General features: G+C 62.6%; 27 protein-coding genes. All 27 read left to right on the top strand.

Going from position 1 to position 26,339, the window contains the following annotated elements:
• The first annotated feature begins 131 nt into the window (after positions 1 to 131).
• Complete coding sequence (gene fliE, locus B3361_RS20990; protein ID WP_003254438.1) at positions 132 to 464, top strand: flagellar hook-basal body complex protein FliE; 333 nt, start codon at positions 132 to 134, stop codon at positions 462 to 464.
• A 15-nt stretch (positions 465 to 479) separates the two neighbouring features.
• A complete protein-coding gene (gene fliF / locus B3361_RS20985; RefSeq protein ID WP_054904678.1) occupies positions 480 to 2,258 on the top strand; it encodes a flagellar basal-body MS-ring/collar protein FliF in 1,779 nt (592 codons plus the stop codon).
• The gene (fliG, locus tag B3361_RS20980) at positions 2,251 to 3,270 is read left to right on the top strand and encodes a flagellar motor switch protein FliG (RefSeq protein WP_286920346.1); all 1,020 of its coding nucleotides are present in this window, start codon (positions 2,251 to 2,253) and stop codon (positions 3,268 to 3,270) included. Before fliF ends, fliG begins: the two co-directional genes overlap by 8 nt.
• A gap of 109 nt (positions 3,271 to 3,379) precedes the next feature.
• Positions 3,380 to 4,168 carry a flagellar assembly protein FliH gene (gene fliH, locus B3361_RS20975; protein WP_054904677.1) on the top strand — a complete coding sequence of 263 codons (789 nt, stop codon included), beginning with the start codon at positions 3,380 to 3,382 and terminating at the stop codon, positions 4,166 to 4,168.
• A complete protein-coding gene (fliI, locus tag B3361_RS20970) occupies positions 4,158 to 5,513 on the top strand; it encodes a flagellar protein export ATPase FliI (protein ID WP_054904676.1) in 1,356 nt (451 codons plus the stop codon). Before fliH ends, fliI begins: the two co-directional genes overlap by 11 nt.
• A gap of 6 nt (positions 5,514 to 5,519) precedes the next feature.
• Positions 5,520 to 5,972, top strand: a complete 453-nt coding sequence (fliJ, locus tag B3361_RS20965; protein WP_054881275.1) for a flagellar export protein FliJ — start codon at positions 5,520 to 5,522, stop codon at positions 5,970 to 5,972.
• A gap of 114 nt (positions 5,973 to 6,086) precedes the next feature.
• Positions 6,087 to 6,389 carry an STAS domain-containing protein gene (locus B3361_RS20960; protein ID WP_054904675.1) on the top strand — a complete coding sequence of 101 codons (303 nt, stop codon included), beginning with the start codon at positions 6,087 to 6,089 and terminating at the stop codon, positions 6,387 to 6,389.
• 8 nt (positions 6,390 to 6,397) lie between these two features.
• Positions 6,398 to 8,089: a fused response regulator/phosphatase gene (locus B3361_RS20955; RefSeq protein WP_054904674.1), complete on the top strand. Its 1,692-nt coding sequence runs from the start codon at positions 6,398 to 6,400 to the stop codon at positions 8,087 to 8,089.
• A gap of 47 nt (positions 8,090 to 8,136) precedes the next feature.
• Positions 8,137 to 8,484, top strand: a complete 348-nt coding sequence (locus B3361_RS20950) for an Hpt domain-containing protein (protein ID WP_033690485.1) — start codon at positions 8,137 to 8,139, stop codon at positions 8,482 to 8,484.
• A gap of 70 nt (positions 8,485 to 8,554) precedes the next feature.
• Positions 8,555 to 9,817, top strand: coding sequence for a flagellar hook-length control protein FliK (locus tag B3361_RS20945; RefSeq protein ID WP_054904673.1), 1,263 nt, complete (start codon positions 8,555 to 8,557; stop codon positions 9,815 to 9,817).
• Between the two features lie 208 nt (positions 9,818 to 10,025).
• Positions 10,026 to 10,523 carry a flagellar basal body-associated protein FliL gene (gene fliL, locus B3361_RS20940; RefSeq protein ID WP_009683213.1) on the top strand — a complete coding sequence of 166 codons (498 nt, stop codon included), beginning with the start codon at positions 10,026 to 10,028 and terminating at the stop codon, positions 10,521 to 10,523.
• Positions 10,524 to 10,532: 9 nt separating this feature from the next.
• The gene (fliM, locus tag B3361_RS20935) at positions 10,533 to 11,501 is read left to right on the top strand and encodes a flagellar motor switch protein FliM (RefSeq protein ID WP_009683214.1); all 969 of its coding nucleotides are present in this window, start codon (positions 10,533 to 10,535) and stop codon (positions 11,499 to 11,501) included.
• A 47-nt stretch (positions 11,502 to 11,548) separates the two neighbouring features.
• Complete coding sequence (gene fliN / locus B3361_RS20930; protein ID WP_029885654.1) at positions 11,549 to 12,016, top strand: flagellar motor switch protein FliN; 468 nt, start codon at positions 11,549 to 11,551, stop codon at positions 12,014 to 12,016.
• On the top strand, positions 12,017 to 12,463 hold the full coding sequence (fliO, locus tag B3361_RS20925) for a flagellar biosynthetic protein FliO (RefSeq protein ID WP_054904672.1): 447 nt from the start codon (positions 12,017 to 12,019) through the stop codon (positions 12,461 to 12,463). It abuts the gene before it with no gap.
• Positions 12,463 to 13,230 carry a flagellar type III secretion system pore protein FliP gene (gene fliP / locus B3361_RS20920; RefSeq protein WP_054881279.1) on the top strand — a complete coding sequence of 256 codons (768 nt, stop codon included), beginning with the start codon at positions 12,463 to 12,465 and terminating at the stop codon, positions 13,228 to 13,230. Before fliO ends, fliP begins: the two co-directional genes overlap by 1 nt.
• A 21-nt stretch (positions 13,231 to 13,251) precedes the next feature.
• The gene (fliQ, locus tag B3361_RS20915) at positions 13,252 to 13,521 is read left to right on the top strand and encodes a flagellar biosynthesis protein FliQ (protein WP_012273497.1); all 270 of its coding nucleotides are present in this window, start codon (positions 13,252 to 13,254) and stop codon (positions 13,519 to 13,521) included.
• Positions 13,522 to 13,528: 7 nt separating this feature from the next.
• A complete protein-coding gene (gene fliR / locus B3361_RS20910; RefSeq protein WP_054881280.1) occupies positions 13,529 to 14,305 on the top strand; it encodes a flagellar biosynthetic protein FliR in 777 nt (258 codons plus the stop codon).
• Between the two features lie 2 nt (positions 14,306 to 14,307).
• Entirely contained in the window at positions 14,308 to 15,450 is a 1,143-nt protein-coding gene (gene flhB / locus B3361_RS20905; protein ID WP_009683221.1) for a flagellar biosynthesis protein FlhB, read from the top strand.
• Positions 15,451 to 15,636: 186 nt separating this feature from the next.
• Positions 15,637 to 16,569 (top strand): RHS repeat-associated core domain-containing protein, encoded by a 933-nt coding sequence (locus tag B3361_RS20900; RefSeq protein WP_082414625.1) that lies wholly within the window; start codon positions 15,637 to 15,639, stop codon positions 16,567 to 16,569.
• A 514-nt stretch (positions 16,570 to 17,083) separates the two neighbouring features.
• On the top strand, positions 17,084 to 19,213 hold the full coding sequence (flhA, locus tag B3361_RS20895) for a flagellar biosynthesis protein FlhA (protein ID WP_054904670.1): 2,130 nt from the start codon (positions 17,084 to 17,086) through the stop codon (positions 19,211 to 19,213).
• An 11-nt stretch (positions 19,214 to 19,224) separates the two neighbouring features.
• Complete coding sequence (flhF, locus tag B3361_RS20890; protein ID WP_054904669.1) at positions 19,225 to 20,532, top strand: flagellar biosynthesis protein FlhF; 1,308 nt, start codon at positions 19,225 to 19,227, stop codon at positions 20,530 to 20,532.
• An 84-nt stretch (positions 20,533 to 20,616) separates the two neighbouring features.
• Positions 20,617 to 21,459, top strand: coding sequence for a flagellar synthesis regulator FleN (fleN, locus tag B3361_RS20885; RefSeq protein ID WP_172828404.1), 843 nt, complete (start codon positions 20,617 to 20,619; stop codon positions 21,457 to 21,459).
• Positions 21,456 to 22,196, top strand: a complete 741-nt coding sequence (fliA, locus tag B3361_RS20880; RefSeq protein ID WP_009683227.1) for an RNA polymerase sigma factor FliA — start codon at positions 21,456 to 21,458, stop codon at positions 22,194 to 22,196. The genes fleN and fliA overlap by 4 nt, the downstream gene beginning before the upstream one ends.
• A 116-nt stretch (positions 22,197 to 22,312) precedes the next feature.
• Positions 22,313 to 22,687, top strand: coding sequence for a chemotaxis response regulator CheY (locus B3361_RS20875; protein WP_166524971.1), 375 nt, complete (start codon positions 22,313 to 22,315; stop codon positions 22,685 to 22,687).
• Between the two features lie 20 nt (positions 22,688 to 22,707).
• Positions 22,708 to 23,496: a protein phosphatase CheZ gene (locus B3361_RS20870; RefSeq protein WP_054881284.1), complete on the top strand. Its 789-nt coding sequence runs from the start codon at positions 22,708 to 22,710 to the stop codon at positions 23,494 to 23,496.
• Positions 23,497 to 23,508: 12 nt separating this feature from the next.
• Positions 23,509 to 25,776 (top strand): chemotaxis protein CheA, encoded by a 2,268-nt coding sequence (locus tag B3361_RS20865; protein WP_054904668.1) that lies wholly within the window; start codon positions 23,509 to 23,511, stop codon positions 25,774 to 25,776.
• Between the two features lie 46 nt (positions 25,777 to 25,822).
• The coding region (locus B3361_RS20860; protein ID WP_286920345.1) for a response regulator at positions 25,823 to 26,339 on the top strand (517 nt) is incomplete at its 3' end.

Here is a 26,339-nt window from a genome sequence, read left to right as displayed (position 1 = left end):
CCAGGAACCATAGAATCTCCCTCAGGGGTGTGATGTTGCCTGAACGATAGAGGCTGGCACCTTTGTTGCTTTACGTAGGCTATTCGCTGCATGGGTGTCAAAAAAATGCGGCCGCAGGAGAGAGAAGGGTCATGAGCCAAGGTGTTGAATTCAATCGTCTGATGCTGGATATGCGTGCCATGCAGGCCGACGCCATGTCGCTGCCCAAGGTCACCGCTGCACCCGAGCTGGCGCCCGGTCAAAGCACCTTTGCCGACATGCTCGGCCAGGCCATAGGCAAGGTTCATGAAACCCAGCAAGCCTCGACCCAGTTGGCCAACGCCTTCGAAATCGGCAAGAGCGGCGTCGACCTCACCGACGTGATGATCGCTTCGCAAAAGGCCAGCGTGTCGATGCAGGCCATGACCCAGGTACGCAACAAGCTGGTCCAGGCGTACCAGGACATCATGCAGATGCCGGTTTGAGGACGGATGTAACCCATGGCTGAAGCAGTCGTCGATAACGCCCCCGCCAAGGCTGGTTCGCCAGCGGCCAAGCCGCCGCTGTTCGGCATGGCGTTTCTGGAAAACATCGCGCAGATGCCCATGCTGCGGCAGGTCGGCCTCATGGTCGGCCTGGCGGCCAGCGTGGCGATCGGCTTTGCCGTGGTGCTGTGGTCGCAGCAACCCGATTACCGTCCGCTGTACGGCAGCTTGTCGGGCATGGACACCAAGCAGGTCATGGACACCCTGGCTGCGGCCGACATTCCGTACAACGTCGAACCCAATTCTGGCGCCTTGCTGGTCAAGTCCGATGACCTGGCCCGCGCACGCCTGAAACTGGCCGCGGCGGGCGTGGCACCAAGCGACGGCAACGTGGGCTTCGAACTGCTCGACAAGGAGCAGGGCCTGGGCACCAGCCAGTTCATGGAGGCTACCCGCTACCGCCGCAGCCTGGAAGGCGAGCTGGCGCGCACCGTGTCGAGCCTGAACAACGTCAAGGCCGCCCGCGTTCACCTGGCCATTCCGAAAAGCTCGGTGTTCGTGCGCGACGAACGCAAGCCCAGCGCTTCGGTACTGGTCGAGTTGTACCCAGGCCGCGCCCTGGAGCCCGGGCAGGTGATGGCTATCGTCAACCTGGTCGCCACCAGCGTGCCGGAGCTGGACAAGTCACAGGTCACCGTGGTGGACCAGAAGGGCAACCTGCTGTCCGAGCAGATCCAGGATTCTGCGCTGACCCAGGCTGGCAAGCAGTTCGACTATAGCCGCCGGGTGGAAAGCATGCTCACCCAGCGTGTGCACAACATTTTGCAGCCGGTGCTGGGCAACGACCGCTACAAGGCCGAAGTGTCCGCCGACCTGGACTTCAGCGCGGTCGAGTCCACTTCCGAGCAGTTCAACCCCGACCAACCAGCGCTGCGCAGTGAGCAGTCGGTTGATGAGCAACGTGCCAGCAGCCAAGGCCCGCAGGGCGTGCCTGGGGCGCTGAGCAACCAGCCGCCCGGTGCGGCCACGGCACCGCAGACCACCGGTGGCGCCGCCACCCCGGCAGCGGCCATTCAGCCTGGACAACCGCTGGTCGATGCCAATGGCCAGCAGATCATGGACCCGGCCACCGGCCAGCCGATGCTCGCGCCGTACCCGTCGGACAAGCGTCAGCAAAGCACGAAGAACTTCGAGCTGGACCGCTCGATCAGCCACACCCGCCAGCAGCAAGGGCGCATGACCCGTCTGTCGGTGGCCGTGGTGGTCGACGACCAGGTCAAGATCGACCCGGCGACTGGTGACACCACCCGTGCCCCGTGGGGCAGCGAAGACCTGGCGCGCTTTACCCGCCTGGTGCAGGACGCCGTTGGTTTCGATGCCAGCCGTGGCGACAGCGTGACGGTGATCAACGTGCCGTTCGCGGCCGACCGTGGCGAGGAAATTGCCGACATCGCCTTTTACCAGCAGCCGTGGTTCTGGGATATCGTCAAGCAGGTGTTGGGCGTAGTGTTCATCCTGGTGCTGGTATTCGGTGTACTGCGGCCGGTGTTGAACAACATTACAGGGGGCGGCAAGCAAGCTGCCCCGGATAGCGACATGGAGCTGGGCGGCATGATGGGTCTGGATGGCGAACTGGCCAACGACCGCGTCAGCTTGGGTGGCCCGACAAGCATTCTGCTGCCTAGCCCAAGCGAGGGTTACGAGGCACAGCTCAACGCAATCAAAGGCCTGGTGGCCGAAGACCCGGGCCGTGTTGCCCAGGTCGTGAAAGAGTGGATCAACGCCGATGAGTGATAACCGAGCCGTTACCGCCAAGCTGAGCCGCGTGGACAAGGCGGCGATCCTGTTGCTTTCGCTGGGTGAAACCGATGCGGCGCAGGTGCTGCGGCACATGGGCCCCAAGGAGGTACAGCGGGTAGGTGTGGCCATGGCGCAGATGGGCAATGTGCACCGTGACCAGGTCGAGCAGGTGATGAGCGAGTTCGTCGACATTGTCGGCGACCAGACCAGCTTGGGCGTGGGCTCTGATGCCTATATCCGCAAGATGCTCAACCAGGCGCTGGGCGAGGACAAGGCCAACGGCCTGGTCGACCGCATCCTGCTGGGTGGCAACACCAGTGGCCTGGACAGCCTGAAGTGGATGGAGCCGCGCGCCGTGGCGGATGTGATCCGCTACGAGCACCCGCAGATCCAGGCCATCGTGGTCGCCTACCTCGACCCCGACCAGGCCGGCGAGGTACTGAGCAACTTCGACCACAAGGTGCGCCTGGACATCGTGCTGCGCGTGTCGTCGCTCAACACTGTGCAGCCAGCGGCCTTGAAGGAATTGAACCAGATTCTGGAGAAGCAGTTCTCGGGCAACTCCAACGCCGCGCGCACCACCCTGGGTGGCATCAAGCGCGCCGCCGACATCATGAACTTCCTCGACAGCTCCGTGGAAGGCGCGTTGATGGATGCGATCCGCGAAATCGACAGCGACCTGTCGGAGCAGATCGAAGACCTGATGTTCGTCTTCAACAACCTGGCCGATGTCGACGACCGCGGTATCCAGGCGCTGCTGCGCGAGGTGTCGTCGGACGTGCTGGTGGTATCGCTCAAGGGTGCCAACGAGCGCGTCAAGGACAAGATATTCAAGAACATGTCCAAGCGTGCCTCGGAGCTGCTGCGCGACGACCTGGAGGCCAAGGGCCCGGTGCGGGTCAGCGATGTGGAAACGGCGCAAAAGGAAATCCTCACCATTGCCCGGCGCATGGCCGAAGCCGGCGAGATCGTGCTTGGCGGCAAAGGCGCCGAGGAAATGATTTAAGCGGCAAGCTACAAGCGGCAAGCTACAAGAAACAGCAGCCCTTGCGCAGCCTGCTTTTTCTTCAAACTTGCCGCTTGAAGCTTGCCGCTATGACCCACAGGCATTACCAATGTCCACCAAAGAACACCACCCCAGCGACCTGATCCGTGCCCGCGACCTCGAGGGCGTGGATGTATGGGCGTTGCCCAGTTTCGACCCGCAACCCGAGCCCCAACCTGAGCCAGAACCCGAGGTGGTCGAGGACGAAATCGAGGAAGTGCCGCTGGAAGAAGTCCAGCCACTGACCCTGGAAGAGCTCGAAGCCATACGCCAGGAAGCCTACAACGAGGGCTTCGCCACCGGTGAGCGCGAGGGCTTCCATAGCACCCAGCTCAAGGTTCGCCAGGAGGCCGAAGAGGCGCTCAAGGCCAAGCTCGACAGCCTTGAGCGGCTGATGAGCAACCTGATGGCGCCGATTGCCGAGCAAGACACGCAGATCGAAAAGCAGCTGGTGCAGCTGGTCGCGCACATGACCCGCCAGGTGATCGGCCGTGAGCTGCGCACCGACTCCAGCCAGATCACCCAGGTGTTGCGCGAGGCACTCAAGCTGCTGCCCATGGGCGCGGACAACATTCGTATTCACCTCAACCCGCAGGATTTCGAGCTGGCCAAGGCCCTGCGCGAACGGCACGAGGAAAACTGGCGGCTATTGGAAGACAGCGCCTTGTTACCTGGGGGTTGCCGCATCGAAACCGCGCACAGTCGCATCGACGCGAGCATGGAAACGCGTACCGAAAAGGCCGTGGCGCAGTTGTTCGACCAGTTGCACGACCATTCCCTGCACCCGGCTCAACCCGACCTGGCGATAGACCTGGATGCGCCGCTCGAGCCTGCCGTGGACAACCCTGATGCGCCTTGAACGCACCAGTTTCAGCAAGCGCCTGGGCAGTTACGCCGAGGCCATTGCGCTGCCCGCCCAGCCCATCGTCGAAGGCCGCCTGCTGCGCATGGTCGGGCTTACCCTGGAGGCCGAAGGTCTGCGTGCCGCCGTTGGCAGCCGCTGCCTGGTGATCAACGACGACAGTTACCACCCGGTGCAGGTCGAGGCCGAGGTCATGGGCTTTGCCGGGTCCAAGGTGTTCCTCATGCCGGTGGGCAGCATTGTCGGCATTGCCCCGGGTGCACGCGTGGTGCCGCTGGATGACGGCGGCCGCCTGCCCATGGGCATGAGCATGCTCGGCCGGGTGCTGGACGGTGCGGGCCGCGCGCTGGATGGCAAGGGCGGAATGAAAGCCGAGGATTGGGTGCCGATGGACGGCCCGGTGATCAACCCGCTCAACCGCGACCCGATCAGCAAACCGCTGGATGTGGGTATTCGCAGCATCAACGGCCTGCTGACCGTCGGCCGGGGTCAGCGCCTGGGCCTGTTTGCCGGTACCGGCGTGGGTAAATCGGTATTGCTGGGCATGATGACCCGCTTCACCGAAGCGGAAATCATCGTGGTCGGCCTGATTGGCGAGCGGGGCCGCGAGGTCAAGGAATTCATCGAGCACATTCTCGGTGAGGAGGGCCTGAAGCGCTCCGTGGTGGTCGCCTCGCCGGCCGACGATGCCCCGCTGATGCGCCTGCGCGCCGCCATGTACTGCACGCGCATTGCCGAGTACTTCCGCGATAAAGGCAAGAATGTGCTGTTGCTGATGGATTCGCTGACCCGTTTTGCCCAGGCCCAGCGGGAAATTGCCCTGGCCATTGGCGAGCCGCCGGCCACGCGGGGTTATCCGCCGTCGGTGTTTGCCAAGCTGCCCAAGCTGGTGGAGCGTGCGGGTAATGGCTTGCCGGGCGGAGGGTCGATCACCGCGTTCTATACCGTGCTGTCCGAAGGTGACGATCAGCAAGACCCCATCGCGGATTCGGCGCGTGGTGTGCTTGACGGGCACTTCGTGCTGTCGCGGCGCCTCGCGGAGGAAGGCCATTACCCGGCCATCGATATCGAAGCCTCGATCAGCCGGGTGATGCCGCAGGTGGTGGATGCCGATCATTTGCGCCAGGCGCAGAAATTCAAGCAGCTGTGGTCGCGCTTGTCGCAAAGCCGCGACCTGATCAGCGTGGGTGCCTATGTGGCGGGCGGCGATCCGGAGACTGACCTGGCGATTGCCCTGCAGTCGAAGCTGGTGGGTTTCTTGCGCCAGGGCCTGCGTGAAAACGTGGGTATGGCGCAGAGCCGTGAAGAGCTGGGGGCGATCTTCACGCCCCCTGCTGGCTGATAGGCCATGGCCCTCCCTGGGCGCGCCGCGCGCCTGGCGCCGGTGGTGGACATGGCCGAAGAGGCCGAGCGCAAGGCCGCCCAGCGGCTGGGCCATTTCCAGCAGCAAGTTGCCGTCGCCCAGGCCAAGCTGGCCGAGCTGGAGCGGTTTCGCGAAGACTACCAGCAGCAGTGGCTCAACCGCGGTGGGCAGGGGGTCAATGGCAACTGGCTGGTGAACTACCAGCGCTTCCTTGGCCAGTTGGAAACGGCGATGACCCAGCAGCGGCAGAGCCTGGTCTGGCACCAGAACAACCTCGACAATGCCCGTGGTACGTGGCAGCAGGCCTACGCCCGGGTGGAGGGGCTGCGCAAGCTGGTGCAGCGCTACCTGGACGAGGCCCGCCGCGCCGAGGACAAGCGTGAGCAGCGCCTGCTGGACGAGTTGTCCCAGCGCCTGCCGCGGCAAGATCAGTTCTGAATCCGTGGCGTCGCTTTGTGAAGCGGCCTGTGGGCGCCGTGTTCTTGCCGCCCGTGCCATCGCCTGCTAAACCTTCAACAAGCTGTATTCGCCATCATCGAAGGAATCGCTCGCATGGCAGTGGAAACTGATCTCACGCAGGATGGGAAAACGTTGACGATCAAGATCAAAGGACGCTTCGATTTCAGCCAGCATCAGGAATTTCGCGGTGCTTATGAGCGCCAACCAGGCGGGCACGATCGCGTGGTTGTCGATTTGAAAGACACGACCCACCTCGACAGTTCGGCCCTGGGCATGCTGTTGCTGCTGCGTGACCATGCGGGCGAAACGGTCGAGGTGGAAGTGATGAATCCCAGCTCCGATGTGCGCAAGATTCTCGCCATCTCCAATTTCGAAAAACTCTTCAAGATCAGCTGAGCGCCGACATGCCGGCCGAACAGGCATTGACCGTACTGGTTGCCGAGGACGGTGCCGCCGACCGTCTGTTGCTGGCGCAGATCGTGCGCCGCCAGGGGCACGAGGTTGTCACTGCGGAAAATGGTGAGCAGGCCGTGGCGCTGTTCGTCGAGCGGCGCCCGCAGTTGGTGCTGCTGGATGCGCTGATGCCGGTCATGGACGGCTTCGAGGCGGCGCGGCAGATCAAGGCCCTGGCCGGCGAGGCGCTGGTGCCGATCATTTTCCTCACCTCACTGAACGAGGAGGTGGCCCTGGTGCGTTGCCTGGAAGCGGGCGGCGATGACTTCATGGCCAAGCCCTACAGCGCGGTAATACTGGCAGCCAAGATCCGCGCCATGGACCGCCTGCGTCGGTTGCAGGGTACCGTGCTGGCGCAGCGCGACCAGATCGCCCGGCACCACCACCACTTGCTCAACGAACAGCGGGTGGCCAAGGCCGTGTTCGACAAGGTGGCGCATGCCGGCTGCCTGGCGGCGCCGAACATCCGCTACCTGCAATCACCCTACGCCTTGTTCAATGGTGACCTGATGCTGGCGGCCTTCACGCCGGCCGGCGACATGCGTGTACTGCTGGGTGATTTTACCGGCCACGGCTTGCCGGCTGCGGTGGGTGCCATGCCGCTGGCGGAGGTGTTCTACGGCATGACCGCCAAGGGCTACGGCATGGCCGAGGTCCTGCGCGAGATGAACGCCAAGCTCAAGCGTATTCTGCCGGTCGACATGTTCTGCTGCGCGGTGCTGCTAAATCTGAGCATGCAGTGTGGCGCAGTAGAGGTATGGAATGGCGGCATGCCTGACGTCTACCACCTCTCGCTGGATGGCCAGGTGTTGTCGGTGCTGCAGTCTCGGCACCTGCCGCTGGGTATTCTGGTAGCCGAACGCTTCGATGCCAGCACAGAGATGTTGCCGCTGGTGCCAGGGGAGCGCCTGTTCCTGCTGTCGGACGGGGTGCTGGAAACTGCCGACGAGCAGGAGCGCCTGTTCGGCGAGCGGCGCCTGCGCGAGGTGCTGAACGCCAATCGTGACCGGGCCTGCTTGTTCGACGAGCTGCTGTTGGCCCTGGAGCGTTTTGGAGGGCACCCGCGCGACGATATCAGCCTGTGCGATATCCGCATGTTCGGTGCCAAAGAGCGGCCACCGATGCCGGTGGTGTACGCTGACAGCGGCCGGTCAAGCCCGCAGGACTGGTCGTTGGCGTTCGAGGTGCGGGGTGCCAGCCTCAAAAGTTTCAATCCGGTGCCCTACCTGGTGCAGTTGTTGCAGGAAATACCCGGCTTGCGAGCGCGCACTGGCCACTTGCACAGCGTGCTCAGCGAGTTGTATTCCAATGCGCTGGAGCATGGCGTGCTCGGTCTGGATTCGCAGCTCAAATGCGATGTGCAGGGCTTTGCCGACTATTATCAAGAACGGGCGCGGCGCCTGGCATCGCTGGCTGAAGGTTGTGTAAGCATCCGTTTCAGGGTTGAACCGCGTGGCCAGGGTGGGCGTCTGAGTATCGAAGTCAGCGACAGCGGCGCTGGTTTCGATGTGCCGAGCGTACTGGCACGGGCTGTGCCGGACCACGGCCTGAGTGGGCGTGGCCTGAAACTGGTGCGGCAGCTGGCCGGTGATGCGCGCTGGGCAGAGGGAGGGCGGTGTGCGCAGGTGGAATTCGAATGGTGAGCCCCGGGCGGGCTTGGGCATAATCTGCTTGATCAGGGAGTGAGCAAGTGATGGACATGCATATCGATCACCAGGTTCTCAAGGGCCTGCGTGAGGTCATGGAGGATGAGTATCTGACGTTGGTGGAGACGTTTCTCACGGACTCGGAGCGCCGCGTGGAGCAGCTACTCGCGGCGAAAAATGCGGCAGAACTCAGGATGGCTGCACACAGCTTCAAGGGCAGTAGCAGCAATATGGGCGCCATGGTGTTGGCCAGCCTGTGCCAGCAGCTTGAAGAGCGTGCGCGGCGGCCGCCGCTGTATGGCATCGAGGACCTGATCAGCCGCATTGATCGGGAGTATCAGGAGGTAAAGCGCTTTTATCGCGGTGAGAAAGATCGCATTTCTACCGGCTGACGACTAGTTGGCGCGAGTCTTGCTTTTCTCCGCCAGGAAGATACTCACGTTCTGGCGCGGAGACCGCTCGATGCCTGTCGCACCCAACCCTTTTTTGCAAGCCAATGCCCCCGCCAGTAGCGCGCGTTCAACTGCCCTGCAGGCAGACAAACCCGTGCAGGCGTTGGGCGACAAGGGCGACGGCTTCGACCAGGTCATGGCCCGGCAGCGGCGCAACCCGCCGGCTGGGCCCGATGACAAGGTTGCCCAGGCCAGGCCCAAGGACAAGCCGGAAGCGGCTGTTGGCGGCAAGAAAGACCCGGGCAGCAAGGCAGTGGTTGCCGATGACGGCAACAAATTGCCAGATGACGATACCGCCCAGGCCGATACCGGGCTGACGGACGCCAGCCTGGTGGCCGGGCAGGTCACCGGGGGCCAGCCCGGCGGGCAGTTGATCCAGGCCCAGGCCGAGGCGGTGACGCCCGTGTTGCAAGCCGCCACGGCGCAAGCCCAACTGGCCACCGCAGTGCCGGCAGAACCCACCGAAGCAGCCTTCGACCCTGACGCCGACCCCTTGGCCAACCTGCCAACCCTGCGCCTGGCGCTGGAGCACAGCGCCCAGGCCAAAGGCAGTACTTCCGCACATGCCCTTGATCCCGCTCAGGCCCAGGGCGATGACGCCCGCGCTGCCGTCAATAGCTTGACGACTCTGGTCGAGCAAAGCGAGGGCGACGCTACCGAGTCCGGTGACGGGGCGTTCGGTGCCTTGCTCGAAGATGGCCTGAAAGACACCAAGAGCGCTGCCAGCGACACCCGTATCGACGACTTCGCCAATCGCCTGGCCAGCCTGACCCAGGCAGCCACGGCCAAGACCGCCAACGCGGTGCCGGCCAGTGCCAGCCCGCTGCACCAGCCCTTGCCGATGAACCAGAATGCGTGGGCTGAGGGCCTGGTCAACCGGGTCATGTACTTGTCCAGCCAGAATCTCAAGTCGGCGGATATCCAGCTGGAGCCGGCCGAGCTGGGCCGCCTGGACATTCGCGTCAATGTGGCGGCGGACCAGGCTACCCAGATCACGTTCATCAGCGGCCACGCGGGCGTGCGTGATGCCCTGGACAGCCAGGTGCACCGCCTGCGCGAGCTGTTCGCCCAGCAGGGGCTGGCGCAGCCCGACGTCAACGTCGCCGATCAGTCGCGGGGGCAGCAGCAGCAACAGGGCCAGGCACAGGACAGCAACCTGTCCGGGGTGGCGGCGCGGCGGGCCGGGCAGGGTGGGGGCGAGGTTGTCGATAGCGCCCGGCCTGTGGAGCAGCAGGTGGTTGTCGGCGACAGTGCGGTCGATTACTACGCCTGATGCCGGGTTGCCTGTTCCGGCCTGTTCGCGGGCTTGCCCGCTCCCACAGGGGTTTGCAACCTGTGCAGTACCTGTGGCAGGGGGCATGCCCGCGGATAAGACTGCAGCGCAGATCCTGCTGAAACCGAACCTCTGAATAAGCTGGCATAACACTTGCTCAGGCCAAGCCATCCTCCTTTGAACCCCCGATGGACGACGGATTATTGGCATGGCGAAGAGCGAAGCAGTCAAAGACCCCGCCACAAAAGGCAAACTCAAGCTGATCATCATGGCTGTCGTCGGCTTGTTGCTGGCGATTGGCCTTTCGGTGGGCGCTACCTGGTTCATCATGCACAAGAGCGAACCGGCGCCGGCCGCCGAGGCGGCAGCGAGCAACGTCAAGCCAGCAGCGATCTACCAGGCGCTGACCCCGGCCTTCGTGGTCAACTTCAACCAGAACGGGCGCCAGCGCTACATGCAGGTGAGCATCACCATGCAGGCGCGCAACCAGGCAGACCTGGATGCACTCAAGGTGCACATGCCGGTCATCCGCAACAACCTGGTGATGATGTTCTCCGGGCAGGGCTTCGACGCCCTCGCCAGCAGCCCTGTCGGCCAGGAAATGCTGCGCCAGAAAGCCACTGCCGTGGTCCAGGAAGTGGCGCAGAAGGAACTTGGCAAGCCGGTCATCGACCAGCTGCTGTTCACCAATTTCGTATTGCAGTAGGAGTCCGCCATGGCCGTACAGGACCTGCTGTCCCAGGATGAAATCGATGCCCTGTTGCACGGCGTCGACGACGGGCTGGTGCAGACCGAGACCGCCGCGGAGCCCGGCAGTATCAAAAGCTACGACCTGACCAGTCAGGACCGTATCGTGCGCGGTCGCATGCCGACCCTGGAAATGATCAACGAGCGTTTCGCCCGCTACACCCGCATCAGCATGTTCAACCTGCTGCGCCGCTCGGCCGACGTGGCCGTGGGTGGCGTGCAGGTGATGAAGTTCGGCGAGTACGTGCACTCGCTGTATGTGCCGACCAGCCTGAACCTGGTCAAGATCAAGCCATTGCGCGGCACTTCGCTGTTCATTCTCGACGCCAAGCTGGTGTTCAAGCTGGTGGACAATTTCTTCGGCGGCGATGGCCGCCATGCCAAGATCGAGGGCCGTGAGTTCACCCCCACCGAACTGCGCGTGGTACGCATGGTGCTGGACCAGTGCTTCGTCGACCTGAAGGAAGCCTGGCAGGCCATCATGCCGGTGTCTTTCGAGTACATGAACTCCGAGGTCAACCCGGCCATGGCCAACATCGTCGGCCCGAGCGAGGCAGTGGTGGTGTCCACCTTCCATATCGAGCTGGACGGTGGTGGCGGTGACCTGCACGTGACCATGCCGTATTCGATGATCGAGCCGGTGCGGGAAATGCTCGACGCCGGTTTCCAGTCCGACCTGGACGACCAGGACGAGCGTTGGGTCAAGGCCCTGCGCGAAGACGTGCTGGATGTTGCCGTGCCGATGACTGCCACCGTGGCCCGGCGCCAGTTGAAGCTGCGCGACATCCTGCACATGCAGCCTGGCGATGTGATACCGGTGGAGTTGCCCGAGCACCTGGTGTTGCGCGCCAATGGCGTGCCGGCGTTCAAGGCGCGGCTGGGCTCGCACAAGGGCAACCTGGCGCTGCAGATCATCGACCCGATCGAACGCCGCTGACGGCGTGCCGGTCGCCCCTAACGAATTGAATGCCTGTCGAGGAAACCATGGCTAACGAAAACGAGATCACCTCCCCAGAAGATCAGGCCTTGGCCGATGAGTGGGCCGCCGCGCTGGAAGAGACCGGTGCTGCCGGCCAGGCGGACATCGATGCGCTGCTGGGCGGTGACACCGGCAGCCACAGCGGCCCGGGCCGCCTGCCAATGGAAGAGTTCGCCAGCTCGCCCAAGCCGAACGAAAATGTCAGCCTCGAAGGCCCGAACCTGGATGTGATCCTGGATATCCCGGTGAACATCTCCATGGAAGTGGGCAGCACCGAGATCAACATCCGCAACCTGCTGCAGCTCAACCAGGGTTCGGTCATCGAGCTTGACCGCCTGGCCGGCGAGCCGCTGGACGTGCTGGTCAACGGTACGTTGATCGCCCATGGCGAAGTGGTGGTGGTCAACGAGAAGTTCGGCATTCGCCTGACCGACGTGATCAGCCCCAGCGAACGCATCAAGAAGCTGCGCTGAGTGAAGGCCACGATACGCACCATCGCGGCACTTGCGGCGTTGTTGGGCAGCCACGCCTGCCTGGCAGCGGCCACACCCACGGCCACGCCGGCAGCGGCGCCTGGCAGCCTGGGCGGGCAACTGGCGCAGATGGTCTTCGGCCTGCTGCTGGTGGTCGGCCTGATTTTCTTCCTGGCCTGGCTGCTGCGGCGTTTGCAGAGCACGGCGGTGAAGGGTGGGCAGGTGATCGAGATCGTCGGCAGCCGCGCCATCGGCCCGCGCGACCGCCTGTTGCTGGTGCAGGTGGGCAAGGAGCAGATTTTGATAGGCCATACCCCGGGCAGCATCGAGGCATTGCATGTGCTGGCAGAGCCGGTGCAGGTGCCGGAAAGCGCTCGCCAGGCGACGCCGGAGTTTGCCCAGCGGTTGATGGAGTTGATGGGCAAGAACCCTAAGGACAACAGGTGATGAGCGGCGCGCTGCGTAGGTTGTTGGGGCCGTTGTTGACAGTGGCGCTGTTGCTGGCCGCGCCGTTGGCGTTGGCCGCCGACCCGTTGTCGATTCCGGCCATTACCCTGTCCAATACTGCGGACGGGCAGCAGGAATATTCGGTCAGCCTGCAAATCCTGCTGATCATGACGGCGCTGAGCTTTATTCCAGCGTTCGTCATCCTCATGACCAGCTTCACCCGTATCATCATCGTGTTCTCGATCCTGCGCCAGGCTCTGGGCTTGCAGCAGACACCGTCGAACCAGCTGCTGACCGGCATGGCGCTGTTCCTGACGATGTTCATCATGGCCCCGGTGTTCGACCGGGTGAACCAGGATGCCTTGCAGCCTTACCTGAAAGAACAGATGACCGCTCAGCAGGCCATCGACAAGGCCCAGGGCCCGCTCAAGGACTTCATGCTGGCGCAAACCCGGCAAAGCGACCTGGACCTGTTCATGCGCTTGTCCAAGCGCACCGACATTGCCGGGCCCGATCAGGTGCCGCTGACCATCTTGGTGCCCGCATTCGTCACCTCCGAGCTGAAAACGGCGTTCCAGATCGGCTTCATGATTTTCATCCCGTTCCTGATCATCGACATGGTGGTGGCCAGTGTGCTGATGGCGATGGGTATGATGATGCTGTCGCCGCTGATCATTTCGCTGCCGTTCAAGATCATGCTGTTCGTGCTGGTCGATGGCTGGGCGCTGATCATGGGCACCCTGGCCAGCAGTTTCGGCGGCGTCTGACGCCGTCAAGGAGAGCCGCCGATGACACCTGAAGTCGCTGTCGACCTGTTCCGTGATGCCCTGTGGCTGACCACCCTGATGGTGGCCGTGCTGGTGGTGCCAAGCCTGCTGGTGGGCCTGGTGGTGGCGATGTTCCAGGCCGCCACGCAGATCAACGAACAGACCCTGAGCTTTCTGCCGCGCCTGCTGGTGATGCTGATCACGCTGATCGTTGCCGGGCCGTGGCTGGTGCAGAAGTTCATGGAGTACATCACCACGCTCTACACCAACATTCCGCAGCTCATAGGTTGATGCGCGGATGCTGGAGCTGACCGATACGCAGATCGGCACCTGGGTCGCCACCTTCATCCTGCCGTTGTTCAGGGTGACGGCGGTGTTGATGACCATGCCGATCTTCGGTACCCGCATGCTGCCGGCGCGGGTGCGCCTGTACGTGGCCGTGGCCATTACCGTGGTCATCGTGCCGGCGTTGCCACCGCTGCCTGAATTCGACCCGCTGAGCCTGCGCGGCCTGCTGCTGTGCGCCGAACAGATCATCGTCGGGACGTTGTTCGGCCTGGCGTTGCAGTTGCTGTTCCAGGCGTTCGTGATTGCCGGGCAGATTGTTGCGGTGCAGATGGGTATGGCCTTCGCCTCCATGGTCGACCCGGGGAACGGGGTCAACGTTACGGTGATCAGCCAGTTCATGACGATGCTGGTGAGTGTGCTGTTCCTGTTGATGAACGGCCACCTGGTGGTGTTCGAGGTGCTGACCGAAAGCTTCACCACGTTGCCGGTGGGCAATGCGCTGGTGGTCAACCACTTCTGGGAGCTCGCCGGGCGCATGGGTTGGGTGTTCGGTGCCGGCTTGCTGTTGATCCTGCCGGTGATTGCGGCGTTGCTGGTGGTGAACATTGCCTTTGGGGTGATGACCCGTGCGGCGCCGCAGCTGAACATTTTCTCCATCGGTTTCCCGTTGACCCTGGTCATGGGCATGTTCATCTTCTGGGTCGGCCTGGCCGATGTGCTGTCGCACTACCAGGCATTGGCCAGCGAAACGCTGCAGTGGCTGCGTGAATTGGCAAGGGCGGGCTGAGCATGGCTGAGAGCGAAAGCGGCCAGGACAAAACGGAAGACCCCACCGAGAAACGCAAGCGCGACTCCCGGGAAAAAGGCGAGGTCGCCCGCTCCAAGGAGTTGAACACGGTGGCGGTGACCCTGGCCGGCGCGGGTGGGCTGCTGGCGTTTGGCGGCCACTTGGCCGAAACCCTGCTGGCGTTGATGCGCATGAATTTCAGCCTGACCCGCGACATCATCGTGGACGAGCGGGCGATGGGCGCGTTTCTGCTGGCCTCGGGCAAGATGGCCATCTGGGCCGTGCAGCCGGTGCTGATCCTGCTGTTCGTGATCTCCTTCGTGGCGCCCATCGCGCTGAGCGGCTTCCTGTTCTCGGGCAGTTTGCTGCAGCCGAAATTCAGTCGCATGAATCCGTTGTCAGGCATCAAGCGCATGTTCTCGATGCATGCCTTGACCGAATTGCTGAAGGCGCTGGCCAAGTTTTTCGTGATCTTGGTAGTGGCGGTGGTGGTATTGATCAACGACCGTCAGGCGCTGCTGTCGATTGCCAACGAGCCGCTGGAGCAGGCGATCATTCACAGCCTGCAGGTGGTGGGCTGGAGTGCCTTGTGGATGTCGGCCGGGTTGTTGCTGATCGCGGCTGCGGATGTGCCGTTCCAGTTGTACCAGACGCACAAGAAACTGAAGATGACCAAGCAGGAAGTGCGCGACGAGTACAAGGACAGCGAGGGCAAGCCCGAGGTCAAGCAGCGTATTCGCCAGCTGCAGCGCGAAGTGTCGCAGCGGCGCATGATGGCGGCGGTGCCGCAGGCCGACGTGATCATCACCAACCCGACCCACTATGCGGTGGCCTTGCAGTATGACCCGGAGAAGGGTGGGGTGGCGCCGTTGCTGTTGGCCAAGGGCACGGATTTCATTGCCTTGAAGATTCGCGAAATTGGCGTGGAGCATAAGGTTCAGATCCTGGAATCGCCGGCCTTGGCGCGGGCGATCTATTACTCGACCGAGATCGAGCAGGAAATCCCCGCCGGCCTGTACCTGGCTGTGGCGCAGGTGCTGGCCTATGTGTTCCAGATCCGCCAGTACCGTGCGGGCAAGGGCAAGCGCCCTGAGCCGTTGAAGGATGACCTGCCGATCCCGCCAGACCTGCGCCGCGACAGTTGACCTTGTGCCAGGGCCTCTGGCCCTTTCGTTGACTCGCCTGCTCCCTCGGGTGCGACGTTGCCATTGAGCTCAGGCATCAGAGATGACACTCAGCAATTAGTCAATTTTTTCAATTGGTATTTTTGTCAGTTGTAGGCAGTGCGAAGGGTTGTGAATATTGTCACTCTGCACTAGGAGGGGCTTGCCATGAATTCACCTCGCCATGAATCCGCGACAACTGTGACGATCGGCTTATCAGAAAAAAACAACAAGACTGAGCGTACTGATGTGCGACAGCACTTTGCATTCACCCCGTATGGCTTTGCAGGGGGCTTGTTCTGTTATTTTTCATCCCTGGGATTCAATGGGCAGTGGGCAGAGGCACTGGCGAATTTATATTTTTTGGGTGCGGGTCGTCGGGGATATAGCACGGTTCTGATGAGGTTCCTAAGCTCTGATCGTGCCAGCCCATTTCGAGCAGGTGGCATCAACCCCTATGCATATTGTGAGGGCGATCCTGTCAATTACCACGATAACTCCGGGCTCAACCGTCGTCCTTCAATACGTAGGCATTGGATGAGCCCCAGTTTCGTAGAAGGCGGGCTTCAAAACAAAGGAAGGGCAGACGCCCGACCCTATCAAGTGGGGCAGCGCCGCCATTCGTTTAATGGATTTGATCGACCAGAGTCGAAAGCGCTCGTTGGGTTTCATGCTTCGAGAACGGAATATGCTGAAGCTATGACCGGAACTTTACAGGGCCGTAAAGACGTCTTGATGACTCCGCTTTCTCAGCATAAAAAATTCGGAGTGGATCCGCATTATTTCAGACCTGATAATGAGTTTGGAGCAGGTTTTTACGCTGGGGAGTATGGTGTTGCCAAGTTTTATGCAGCTAAGCGGGGCGCCCAGAGCCAATCCTCTACCACGGTGTTCAGTGTCTATGTAGACAACGCAGTAGGTATGCAGCCCGGCTTGCACTACCATGCAGGCTTGCTGAAGCACGGTGCGAAGCCTCCCTATCCGGAAACGCCCTATTTTTTTCAGTTCGCATTATTGCGAAGAGTGATATCGCGCGTTTCGCTTAAAATGGGAGTGGTGCGTGGTGAATCCCCGGTGCCGCTGAGGCCCAACGAAGTCTGACGCTATCAGTGGTTTGCCTCCTATGGATAGCAACCGGAACACATGAAAGACAACCTGCGATTCCTGTCGGATCTGCGCCATTACTATTGACCTTGGGTCAGGGCTTCTGGCCTTTTCGCGGGTAACCCGCTCCCACAGGCATTTCACGGATCTCAAACCCTATGCGGTACCAGTGGGAGATCACCCAGCACTACGGGCTGCGCTGTCGCGCAGAGAACTCGATTCGTAAGCGCGACGCTGCCTGTGTGAGAGCGGGCTAGTCGAGGCGTCGAACCGCCGCGACGAATCAAACGCGGTGGCTGGCACCGGCTACGCCGGTGTTCGCGGGCATGCCCGCTCCCACAGAGACCTCGCTAAATCCATAAGTTATGTGTTGCTCTATAAGGGCGGTTCACCCGCGAAGCGGCCGGCACACACAACATAAATCTTCTGTCGCGCAAAGTTGGAAGGCTTCTTGCAATGCCAGCCGCAGATGCCCCTTGGGCGTCAAAGTTTTGCATCAAGAGGACTCGCGGTGGATCGCACTCAGTTAATCAGCAACGCCCGTCATAACCTGGCCGGGCTCGGCCGGGGCAACCTGGGTGTACCGCTGCTGCTGCTGGTGATGTTGGCAATGATGATGTTGCCGATACCACCGTTCCTGCTCGACGTGTTCTTCACCTTCAACATCGCCTTGTCGATCGTGGTGCTGCTGGTCTGCGTCTACGCCCTGCGCCCGCTCGACTTCGCTGCATTCCCCACCATCCTGCTGGTGGCCACGCTGCTGCGCCTGGCGCTGAACGTGGCCTCCACGCGGGTGGTCATGCTGCACGGCCAGGAAGGCCACGGCGCCGCCGGCAAGGTGATCCAGGCCTTCGGCGAGGTGGTGATCGGCGGTAACTACGTGGTCGGTGCAGTGGTCTTCGCCATCCTCATGATCATCAACTTCGTGGTGGTGACCAAGGGCGCCGGGCGTATCTCGGAGGTGAGCGCGCGCTTCACCCTCGACGCCATGCCCGGCAAGCAGATGGCGATCGACGCCGACCTCAATGCCGGCCTCATCGACCAGGCCCAGGCCAAGCACCGTCGTGCCGAGGTGGCCCAGGAGGCCGAGTTCTACGGTTCGATGGACGGTGCCAGCAAGTTCGTCCGCGGTGACGCCATCGCCGGCTTGCTGATCCTGTTCATCAACCTGATCGGTGGCATGCTGATCGGCATGCTGCAGCATGGCATGAGCTTCGGCGATGCCGGCAAGGTGTACGCCCTGCTGACCATCGGTGACGGTTTGGTGGCGCAATTGCCATCACTGCTGTTGTCGACCGCTGCGGCGATTATGGTCACCCGCGCATCGGGCTCGGAGGACATGGGCAAACTGATCAACCGGCAGATGTTCGACTCGCCCAAGGCGTTGGCGGTATCGGCAGGGTTGATGATTGTCATGGGGCTGGTGCCGGGCATGCCGCACGTTGCCTTCCTCGGCCTGGGTCTGCTGGCCGGTGGCGGGGCTTATCTTGTATGGAAGAAACAACAGAAGGCCAAGGCCCAGGCCTTGCAGGAGGCGCAGCGCCAGCAAGACCTGCTGCCTTCGCCGCAGCGGGCGCTGGAAACCAAGGAGCTGGGCTGGGACGATGTGACACCGATCGACATGATCGGCCTGGAAGTCGGCTACCGGCTGATCCCCCTGGTGGACCGCAACCAGGGTGGTCAGTTGCTGGCGCGAATCAAGGGCGTGCGCAAGAAGCTGTCGCAGGACCTGGGCTTCCTCATGCCCACGGTGCATATTCGCGACAACCTTGACCTGCAACCCAGTGCCTATCGCCTGACGCTGATGGGGGTGATCCTGGCGGAGGCCGAGATTTACCCGGACCGCGAGTTGGCGATCAACCCGGGGCAGGTGTTCGGCACCCTCAACGGCATTGCCGCACGTGACCCGGCGTTCGGCCTGGAAGCGGTGTGGATCGACGTGGGCCAGCGCTCGCAGGCGCAGTCGCTGGGCTACACCGTGGTCGATGCCAGTACGGTAGTGGCCACCCACCTCAACCAGATCCTGCAGAAGCACTGCCATGAACTGATTGGCCACGAAGAGGTCCAGCAACTGTTGCAGGTGTTGGCCAAGGCTTCGCCTAAACTTGCAGAAGAACTGGTGCCGGGTGTCATTTCCTTGTCGGGGCTGCTCAAGGTCTTGCAGGCCCTGTTGTCGGAACAGGTACCCGTGCGCGATATTCGCAGTATTGCCGAAGCAATCGCGAACAACGCTGGCAAGAGTCAAGATACCGCCGCGCTGGTTGCGGCGGTGCGCGTCGGATTGTGTCGCGCCATCGTGCAAAGCATTGTCGGCGTTGAGTCGGAGCTCCCGGTGATCACCCTGGAGCCAAGGTTGGAACAGATTTTGCTCAATAGTCTGCAACGCGCCGGGCAAGGCCAGGAAGACGGTGTTCTTCTGGAACCGAGCATGGCCGAGAAGCTGCAACGTTCGCTGATCGAAGCGGCCCAGCGCCAGGAAATGCAGGGCCAGCCGGCCATTCTGCTGGTCGCCGGCCCGATCCGCGCCATGCTGTCGCGTTTCGGTCGCCTGGCTGTACCGAATTTGCATGTGCTGGCGTATCAGGAAATACCGGACAACAAGCAAGTCACCATCGTTGCCACCGTGGGCCCTAACGGCTGAGGTAGTGGATAATGCAAGTTAAGCGATTTTTCGCCGCCGATATGCGTCAGGCCATGAAACTGGTCCGTGATGAGCTGGGCGCCGATGCCGCGATCATTGGCAACCGTCGCATTGCCGGCGGTGTCGAGCTGACGGCCGCGCTGGACTACAAGCTGTCCGCCCTGGCCCCGCGTGTGCCCAATGCCGAGCTGGAAGAAGAGCTGCGCAAGACCCACACGCGCATTGCCACGGCCCAGGCCGAGCTGGGCCACCGCCAGGACAGCAGCGATAACAACCGCCAATTGTTCGCCGGGCAGTCGCTGACCGCTGCCGAGCCGCTGGTCGAGCCCCATGTCGATGCCCCACAGGCGGCGGCCGCCACGGCGCCGGCGCCCGTTGACCCGCGCCTGTTCGATGCCATGCGCTCCGAACTGTCGGGCCTGCGCGAACTGCTGGAAGTGCAGCTCGGCTCGCTGGCCTGGACCCAGCTGCAGGGCAGCAAGCCACAACAGGCCAACATCTGGCGGCGCCTGCAGCGCATTGGCCTGTCCGGGCCGATTGCCCGCGAGTTGCTGGAGCTGACCGCCGAAATCGAAGAGCCACGCCATGCCTGGCGCATGTTGCTGGCGCACTTGGCGCGCATGATCGAAATTCCCGAGGTAGAGCCGATCGAAGAAGGCGGTGTGATCGCCATGGTCGGCCCGGCCGGCATGGGCAAGACCACCACCCTGGCCAAGCTGGCGGCGCGCTACGTGCTCAAGTACGGCGCGCAGAACATGGCGCTGGTGAGCATGGACAGCTTCCGCATCGGTGCCCAGGAGCAGCTCAAGACCCTTGGCCGCATCCTCAATGTCCCAGTCACCTATGTCGACCCAGGCCAGTCGCTGGCGGCAGCGCTGGAGCCGCTGCTGCGCAAGCGTGTGGTGCTGATCGACACCGCCGGCCTGCAGGCCAGCGACCCGGCCCTGCGCTTGCAGCTGGAAACCCTGGCCGGCCGTGGCATCGCCGCCAAGAATTACCTGGTACTGGCCACCACCAGCCAGAAGCAGGTGTTGACCGCCGCCTACCACAGCTACAAGCGCTGTGGCCTGGCCGGCTGCATCCTGACCAAGCTCGATGAAACGGCAAGCCTTGGCGATGTGTTGAGCCTTGCCATCAGTCATGATTTGCCTGTGGCCTATCTTACCGACGGCCCGCGCATTCCTGACGATCTGCACCTGCCCCGGGGGCACCAGCTGGTGTCCCGCGCGGTCAATGTGCAGCAGCAGGAGGAGCCCAGCGAAGAGGCAATGGCCGACATGTTCGCTGATCTCTACCACAACCCACGGCGAGCGGGTTGAGTATGAAACGTGTGCAAAGTAGCTATGCCAAGGGGTACGCAGAATTGCCCTACGTGTGGCCTGGGTCCCAGCGATACAAGGTAAATTACAAACATGGGTAGCATGCATCCCGTACAGGTGATCGCCGTGACCGGTGGCAAAGGTGGCGTCGGCAAGACTAACGTTTCAGTGAACCTGTCCCTGGCGTTGGCCGAACTCGGCCGCAGGGTCATGTTGCTGGATGCCGACCTGGGCCTGGCCAATGTCGACGTGCTGCTGGGCCTGACGCCCAAACGGACCCTGGCCGATGTCATCGAAGGGCGCTGCGAGCTGCGTGACGTGATATTGCAGGGCCCTGGTGGTGTGCGCATCGTACCGGCTGCCTCCGGTACGCAGAGCATGGTCCACCTGGCGCCGGCCCAGCATGCCGGGCTGATCCAGGCGTTCAGCGAAGTCGGCGACAACCTCGATGTACTGGTCATCGATACTGCTGCGGGTATCGGTGAGTCGGTCGTCAGCTTTGTCCGTGCCGCCCAGGAAGTGCTGCTGGTGGTGTGCGACGAGCCGACCTCGATCACCGATGCCTACGCGCTGATCAAGCTGCTCAACCGTGACTACGGCATGAACCGCTTCCGCGTGCTGGCCAACATGGCCCAGAGCCCTCAGGAAGGGCGCAACCTGTTTGCCAAGCTGACCAAGGTCACCGACCGTTTCCTGGATGTCGCCCTGCAGTACGTAGGCGCCGTGCCCTACGACGAGTGCGTGCGCAAGGCGGTGCAGAAGCAGCGTGCCGTGTACGAAGCCTTCCCACGCTCCAAGTGCGCGCTGGCCTTCAAGGCGATTGCCCAGAAGGTCGACAGCTGGCCGCTGCCGGCCAACCCACGTGGCCACCTGGAGTTCTTCGTCGAGCGCCTGGTGCAGCCGACCAGCGCGGGACCGGTGCTATGAACGCCAGCGGGTTCAAGATGTACAGCCGGGCGGCGAAAGACGCTCAGTACGAGTTGATCGAACGCTACGCCCCCCTGGTCAAGCGCATCGCCTACCACCTGTTGGCGCGCTTGCCGGCCAACGTGCAGGTCGAGGACCTGATCCAGGCCGGCATGATCGGCCTGCTGGAAGTGGCCAACAAGTACGACGCCAGCAAGGGCGCCAGCTTTGAAACCTATGCCGGCATTCGTATCCGCGGCGCCATGCTCGACGAAGTGCGCAAAGGCGACTGGGCACCCCGTTCGGTGCACCGCAACACCCGCATGGTCAGCGACGCGATGCGCGCCGTGGAGGCCAGAACCGGCCGTGACGCTAAAGATCATGAAGTTGCTGCCGAACTCCAATTGAGCCTCGATGATTACTACGCGATCCTCAACGATACCTTGGGCAGCCGTTTGTTCAGCTTCGATGACCTGCTGCAGGACGGTGAGCACGAAGGGCTGCATGAAGACGGCGCCAGCGGCCAGGTCGAACCTGCCCGGGGCCTCGAGGAGGAGCGCTTCCAGCTAGCCCTGACCGAGGCCATCGCCAACCTGCCCGAGCGTGAACGCCTGGTGCTGGCGCTGTACTACGACGAAGAGCTCAACCTCAAGGAGATCGGTGAGGTGCTGGGGGTCAGCGAGTCGCGGGTCAGCCAGTTGCACAGCCAGTGTGCCGCGCGTCTGCGTAGCCGCCTGGGGGAATGGCGGGCGCGCTGAGCCTGCTAGGGTTGCGGCTGTTTCCACGCGGTTTTCCACGTTGTACCGAATTGATTGAATGCGCGCTCGGGGCCGAGCGCGTTTGAGACTGCTTGGAGGTCTACTTGAACAAAGACATGAAAATCCTCATCGTTGACGACTTTTCGACGATGCGGCGGATCATCAAGAACCTGTTGCGTGACCTGGGCTTCACCAACACCGATGAGGCCGACGACGGCACCACGGCGCTGCCGATGCTGGAAAACGGCCATTACGACTTCCTCGTGACCGACTGGAACATGCCTGGCATGTCCGGCATCGACCTGCTGCGCAAGGTGCGTGCCCACGACCGGCTGAAAACCATGCCCGTGCTGATGGTGACCGCCGAAGCCAAGCGCGACCAGATCATTGAAGCGGCCCAGGCCGGCGTCAATGGTTACGTGGTCAAGCCGTTCACGGCACAGGTGCTCAAAGAAAAGATCGAGAAGATCTTCGAACGCGTCAACGGCTGAGTCACGTCAGGGGGCGCGCCATGGATTCATCACATAACTCTTTGGGCGAGTTCGAATCGACCCTGAAGAAACATGCCCAGGAGTTGGTCGAAAGCCTGGAGCGGGGCCGTTTCGGCGAGGCGGTGCAGCTGATTCACGAGCTGAACCAGACCCGCGACCGCGGCCTGTACCAGGAAGTCGGCAAGCTGACCCGCGAGCTGCACAGTGCCATCGTCAGTTTCCAGATCGACCCGACCATGCCGCAGGCCGAAGAGGTGTCGCAGATTACCGATGCCACCGAGCGCCTGTCCTATGTGGTCAAGCTCACGGAAGGCGCGGCCAACCGCACCATGGACCTGGTCGAGGCAAGCACCCCGGTGCTCAACGACCTGGCCAGCGAGGCCAAGGCCCTGAGCACCGACTGGCAACGCTTCATGCGCCGCGAAGTGGCGGCGGAAGAATTCCGCGACCTGGTCAAGCGGGTCGACAGTTTCCTCACGCACAGCGCCGAAGGTAATCGCAAGGTCGCCGGCCACCTCAATGACATTCTGCTGGCCCAGGACTATCAGGACCTGACCGGGCAGGTGATCAAGCGCGTCACCAACCTGGTGACCGAAGTGGAAAGCAACCTGCTCAAGTTGGTGCTGATGGCCAGTCAGGTCGACCGCTTTGCGGGCATTCAGCATGACCACGATCAATTGCGCGCAGAAAAAGATCGAGAAAAACATCCGACTCGGGGTGAAGGTCCGCAGATTCATGCCGATAAGCGTGAAGACGTCGTGTCCGGCCAGGACGACGTCGATGATCTGCTGTCCAGCCTGGGTTTTTAAGGAGCACCTTTGATGAGCTTCGGCGCCGATGAAGAAATCCTCCAGGATTTCCTGGTAGAAGCCGGCGAAATTCTTGAGCAACTGTCCGAGCAATTGGTCGAGCTGGAAAGCCGGCCCGACGATGCTGACCTGCTCAATGCGATCTTTCGCGGTTTCCACACTGTAAAAGGGGGCGCCGGCTTCCTCCAGCTGAACGAGCTGGTGGAGTGCTGCCATATCGCCGAGAACGTGTTCGACGTGCTGCGCAAAGGTGAGCGTCGGGTTGACGCGGAGCTGATGGACGTAGTGCTCGAGGCACTGGACACGGTCAACAGCATGTTTGGCCAGGTGCGCGAGCGCGCTGAAGTCACGCCGGCAACCCCCGAGCTGCTGGCGGCCTTGGCGCGCCTTGCCGAGCCGGGTGCGGCGCAACCGCAGGGTGGCGAAGAAGCGGTGGTGCCGGTGGCTGCGGCGCAAGCGCCTGCCGCGGCACCGGTGGTGGACCAGGAGCAGCTCCAGGACATCACCGACAGCGAGTTCGAGCAGTTGCTCGATTCGCTCGATGCGGTCAAGGCACAAGCTGCGGCCGAGGAACAGCTGCAAGGCGAGAGCGTGAGTGGTGGTGGTGATGAAATCACCGATGCCGAGTTCGAATCGCTGCTCGACCAGTTGCATGGCAAAGGCCAGTTCACTGCCGAAGTTGCAGCGCCGGCTGCTGCCGTCAGCCACGAAGCGGCCAGTGACGAAATCACCGATGCCGAATTCGAGTCGCTGCTCGACCAACTGCACGGCAAGGGCACCTTCCAGGCCGACGCCCTGCCTGCCGCGAAGGCGGCACCTGCCGAGGTGGCGCCTGACAGCACCGCCAGCGCCACCAGCGACGAAATCAGCGAGCATGAATTCGAAGCGCTGCTGGACCAGTTGCATGGCAAGGGCAAATTCGGCGGTGACGTCGCAGCAGTCCAGGCACCGCCTGCGGCCAAGGCGCCGGCAGCGGCCAAGCCGCAAAGCCCGGCGGCCGCCAAGCCAGCTGCGGCTCCTGCACCTGCGCCAGTGCCCGCGGCTGCGAGCAAACCTGCCGCAGCTGCGCGCACGCCGGCCCCGGTCGCCGACAAGCATGCGGTCAGCGAAGCGGAAACCACCGTACGCGTCGACACGGCGCGCCTGGACGAGATCATGAACATGGTCGGCGAACTGGTGCTGGTGCGTAACCGCCTGGTGCGCCTGGGCCTGAACAGCGGCGACGAGGCCATGTCCAAGGCCGTGTCCAACCTCGACGTGGTCACCGCCGACCTGCAGACCGCGGTGATGAAAACTCGCATGCAGCCGATCAAGAAAGTGTTCGGCCGCTTCCCGCGCCTGGTTCGCGACCTGGCGCGCCAGTTGAAGAAAGAGATCAATCTCGAGCTGGTCGGTGAAGAAACCGACCTCGACAAGAACCTGGTCGAGGCCCTGGCCGACCCGTTGGTGCACTTGGTGCGCAACGCCGTCGACCATGGTATCGAGATGCCCGATGAGCGCGATGCCGCAGGCAAGCCGCGCACGGGCCGCGTGGTGCTGTCGGCCGAGCAGGAAGGCGACCACATCCTGTTGTCGATTTCCGACGACGGCAAGGGCATGGACCCGAACATCCTGCGGGCCAAGGCGGTGGAGAAGGGCCTGATGGACAAGGACGCCGCCGAGCGTCTGAGCGAGTCGGACTGCTACAACCTGATCTTCGCCCCGGGGTTCTCGACCAAGACCGAGATTTCCGACGTGTCCGGGCGTGGCGTGGGCATGGACGTGGTGAAGACCAAGATCTCCCAGCTCAACGGTTCGATCAACATCTTCTCGGCCAAGGGCCAGGGCTCGAAGATCGTCATCAAGGTGCCGCTGACCCTGGCGATCATGCCCACCCTGATGGTGATGCTGGGCAACCAGGCATTCGCCTTCCCGCTGGTCAACGTCAACGAGATCTTCCACCTCGACCTGTCGCGTACCAATGTGGTCGATGGCCAGGAAGTGGTGATCGTGCGCGACAAGGCACTGCCGTTGTTCTACCTCAAGCGCTGGCTGGTGCAAGGCCAGGTGCACGAAGAGCAGCACGAGGGCCACGTGGTGATCCTGTCGGTCGGCACCCAGCGCATCGGCTTTGTCGTCGATCAACTGGTAGGCCAGGAAGAAGTGGTAATCAAGCCGCTGGGCAAGATGCTGCAAGGTACCCCGGGCATGTCTGGGGCCACCATTACCGGTGACGGTCGTATTGCGTTGATTCTCGACGTCCCGAGCATGCTCAAGCGTTACGCCGCGCGGCGTATTTGATTTCGGTGGCGCACCTTGGCAGGTCGCGCCGCCTAATGGAGTGTTTATGGCAGTCAAGGTCCTGGTGGTGGATGATTCCGGTTTCTTCCGCCGCCGCGTCTCGGAGATCCTCTCGGCGGATCCGACGATCCAGGTAGTAGGTACCGCGACCAACGGCAAGGAAGCGATTGACCGGGCGCTGGCGCTCAAGCCCGATGTCATCACCATGGACTATGAAATGCCCATGATGGATGGCATCACTGCGGTGCGCCACATCATGCAGCGCTGCCCGACGCCGGTGTTGATGTTTTCCTCGCTGACCCATGAGGGCGCCCGGGTCACCCTCGATGCGCTGGACGCGGGGGCGGTGGACTACCTGCCGAAGAACTTCGAGGACATTTCGCGCAACCCCGACAAGGTCAAGCAACTGCTGTGCGAGAAAGTGCATACGCTGGCGCGCAGCAACCGCCGGTTTGGCAGTTACGCCAGCCCTGCGCCGGCCGCAACGCCGGCACCTGCCAGCAGCCATGCGCCGACGGCGGGTGTGGGCAGCCCGGCAGCGGCGCGCAGTGCGCTGCCGGCCC

Source organism: Pseudomonas sp. UBA6699 (assembly GCF_002454615.1).
Taxonomy (GTDB): domain Bacteria; phylum Pseudomonadota; class Gammaproteobacteria; order Pseudomonadales; family Pseudomonadaceae; genus Aquipseudomonas; species Aquipseudomonas juntendi.
This window is presented reverse-complemented; position numbering and strand designations above follow the sequence as displayed.

Bases quoted from the DNA above. Each gene is read 5' to 3' on its own strand.
- B3361_RS20900 (WP_082414625.1), top strand. From the start codon at position 15,637: ATGAATTCACCTCGCCATGAATCCGCGACAACTGTGACGATCGGCTTA.
- fliQ (WP_012273497.1), top strand. From the start codon at position 13,252: ATGACACCTGAAGTCGCTGTCGACCTGTTCCGTGATGCCCTGTGGCTG.
- fliR (WP_054881280.1), top strand. From the start codon at position 13,529: ATGCTGGAGCTGACCGATACGCAGATCGGCACCTGGGTCGCCACCTTC.
- B3361_RS20945 (WP_054904673.1), top strand. From the start codon at position 8,555: ATGCCTGTCGCACCCAACCCTTTTTTGCAAGCCAATGCCCCCGCCAGT.
- fliP (WP_054881279.1), top strand. From the start codon at position 12,463: ATGAGCGGCGCGCTGCGTAGGTTGTTGGGGCCGTTGTTGACAGTGGCG.
- fliE (WP_003254438.1), top strand. From the start codon at position 132: ATGAGCCAAGGTGTTGAATTCAATCGTCTGATGCTGGATATGCGTGCC.
- fliI (WP_054904676.1), top strand. From the start codon at position 4,158: ATGCGCCTTGAACGCACCAGTTTCAGCAAGCGCCTGGGCAGTTACGCC.
- fliL (WP_009683213.1), top strand. From the start codon at position 10,026: ATGGCGAAGAGCGAAGCAGTCAAAGACCCCGCCACAAAAGGCAAACTC.
- B3361_RS20875 (WP_166524971.1), top strand. From the start codon at position 22,313: ATGAAAATCCTCATCGTTGACGACTTTTCGACGATGCGGCGGATCATC.
- fliA (WP_009683227.1), top strand. From the start codon at position 21,456: ATGAACGCCAGCGGGTTCAAGATGTACAGCCGGGCGGCGAAAGACGCT.
- fliH (WP_054904677.1), top strand. From the start codon at position 3,380: ATGTCCACCAAAGAACACCACCCCAGCGACCTGATCCGTGCCCGCGAC.
- B3361_RS20955 (WP_054904674.1), top strand. From the start codon at position 6,398: ATGCCGGCCGAACAGGCATTGACCGTACTGGTTGCCGAGGACGGTGCC.
- fliN (WP_029885654.1), top strand. From the start codon at position 11,549: ATGGCTAACGAAAACGAGATCACCTCCCCAGAAGATCAGGCCTTGGCC.
- B3361_RS20870 (WP_054881284.1), top strand. From the start codon at position 22,708: ATGGATTCATCACATAACTCTTTGGGCGAGTTCGAATCGACCCTGAAG.
- B3361_RS20960 (WP_054904675.1), top strand. From the start codon at position 6,087: ATGGCAGTGGAAACTGATCTCACGCAGGATGGGAAAACGTTGACGATC.
- fliM (WP_009683214.1), top strand. From the start codon at position 10,533: ATGGCCGTACAGGACCTGCTGTCCCAGGATGAAATCGATGCCCTGTTG.
- flhB (WP_009683221.1), top strand. From the start codon at position 14,308: ATGGCTGAGAGCGAAAGCGGCCAGGACAAAACGGAAGACCCCACCGAG.
- fliG (WP_286920346.1), top strand. From the start codon at position 2,251: ATGAGTGATAACCGAGCCGTTACCGCCAAGCTGAGCCGCGTGGACAAG.
- B3361_RS20865 (WP_054904668.1), top strand. From the start codon at position 23,509: ATGAGCTTCGGCGCCGATGAAGAAATCCTCCAGGATTTCCTGGTAGAA.
- fliJ (WP_054881275.1), top strand. From the start codon at position 5,520: ATGGCCCTCCCTGGGCGCGCCGCGCGCCTGGCGCCGGTGGTGGACATG.
- flhF (WP_054904669.1), top strand. From the start codon at position 19,225: ATGCAAGTTAAGCGATTTTTCGCCGCCGATATGCGTCAGGCCATGAAA.
- fliF (WP_054904678.1), top strand. From the start codon at position 480: ATGGCTGAAGCAGTCGTCGATAACGCCCCCGCCAAGGCTGGTTCGCCA.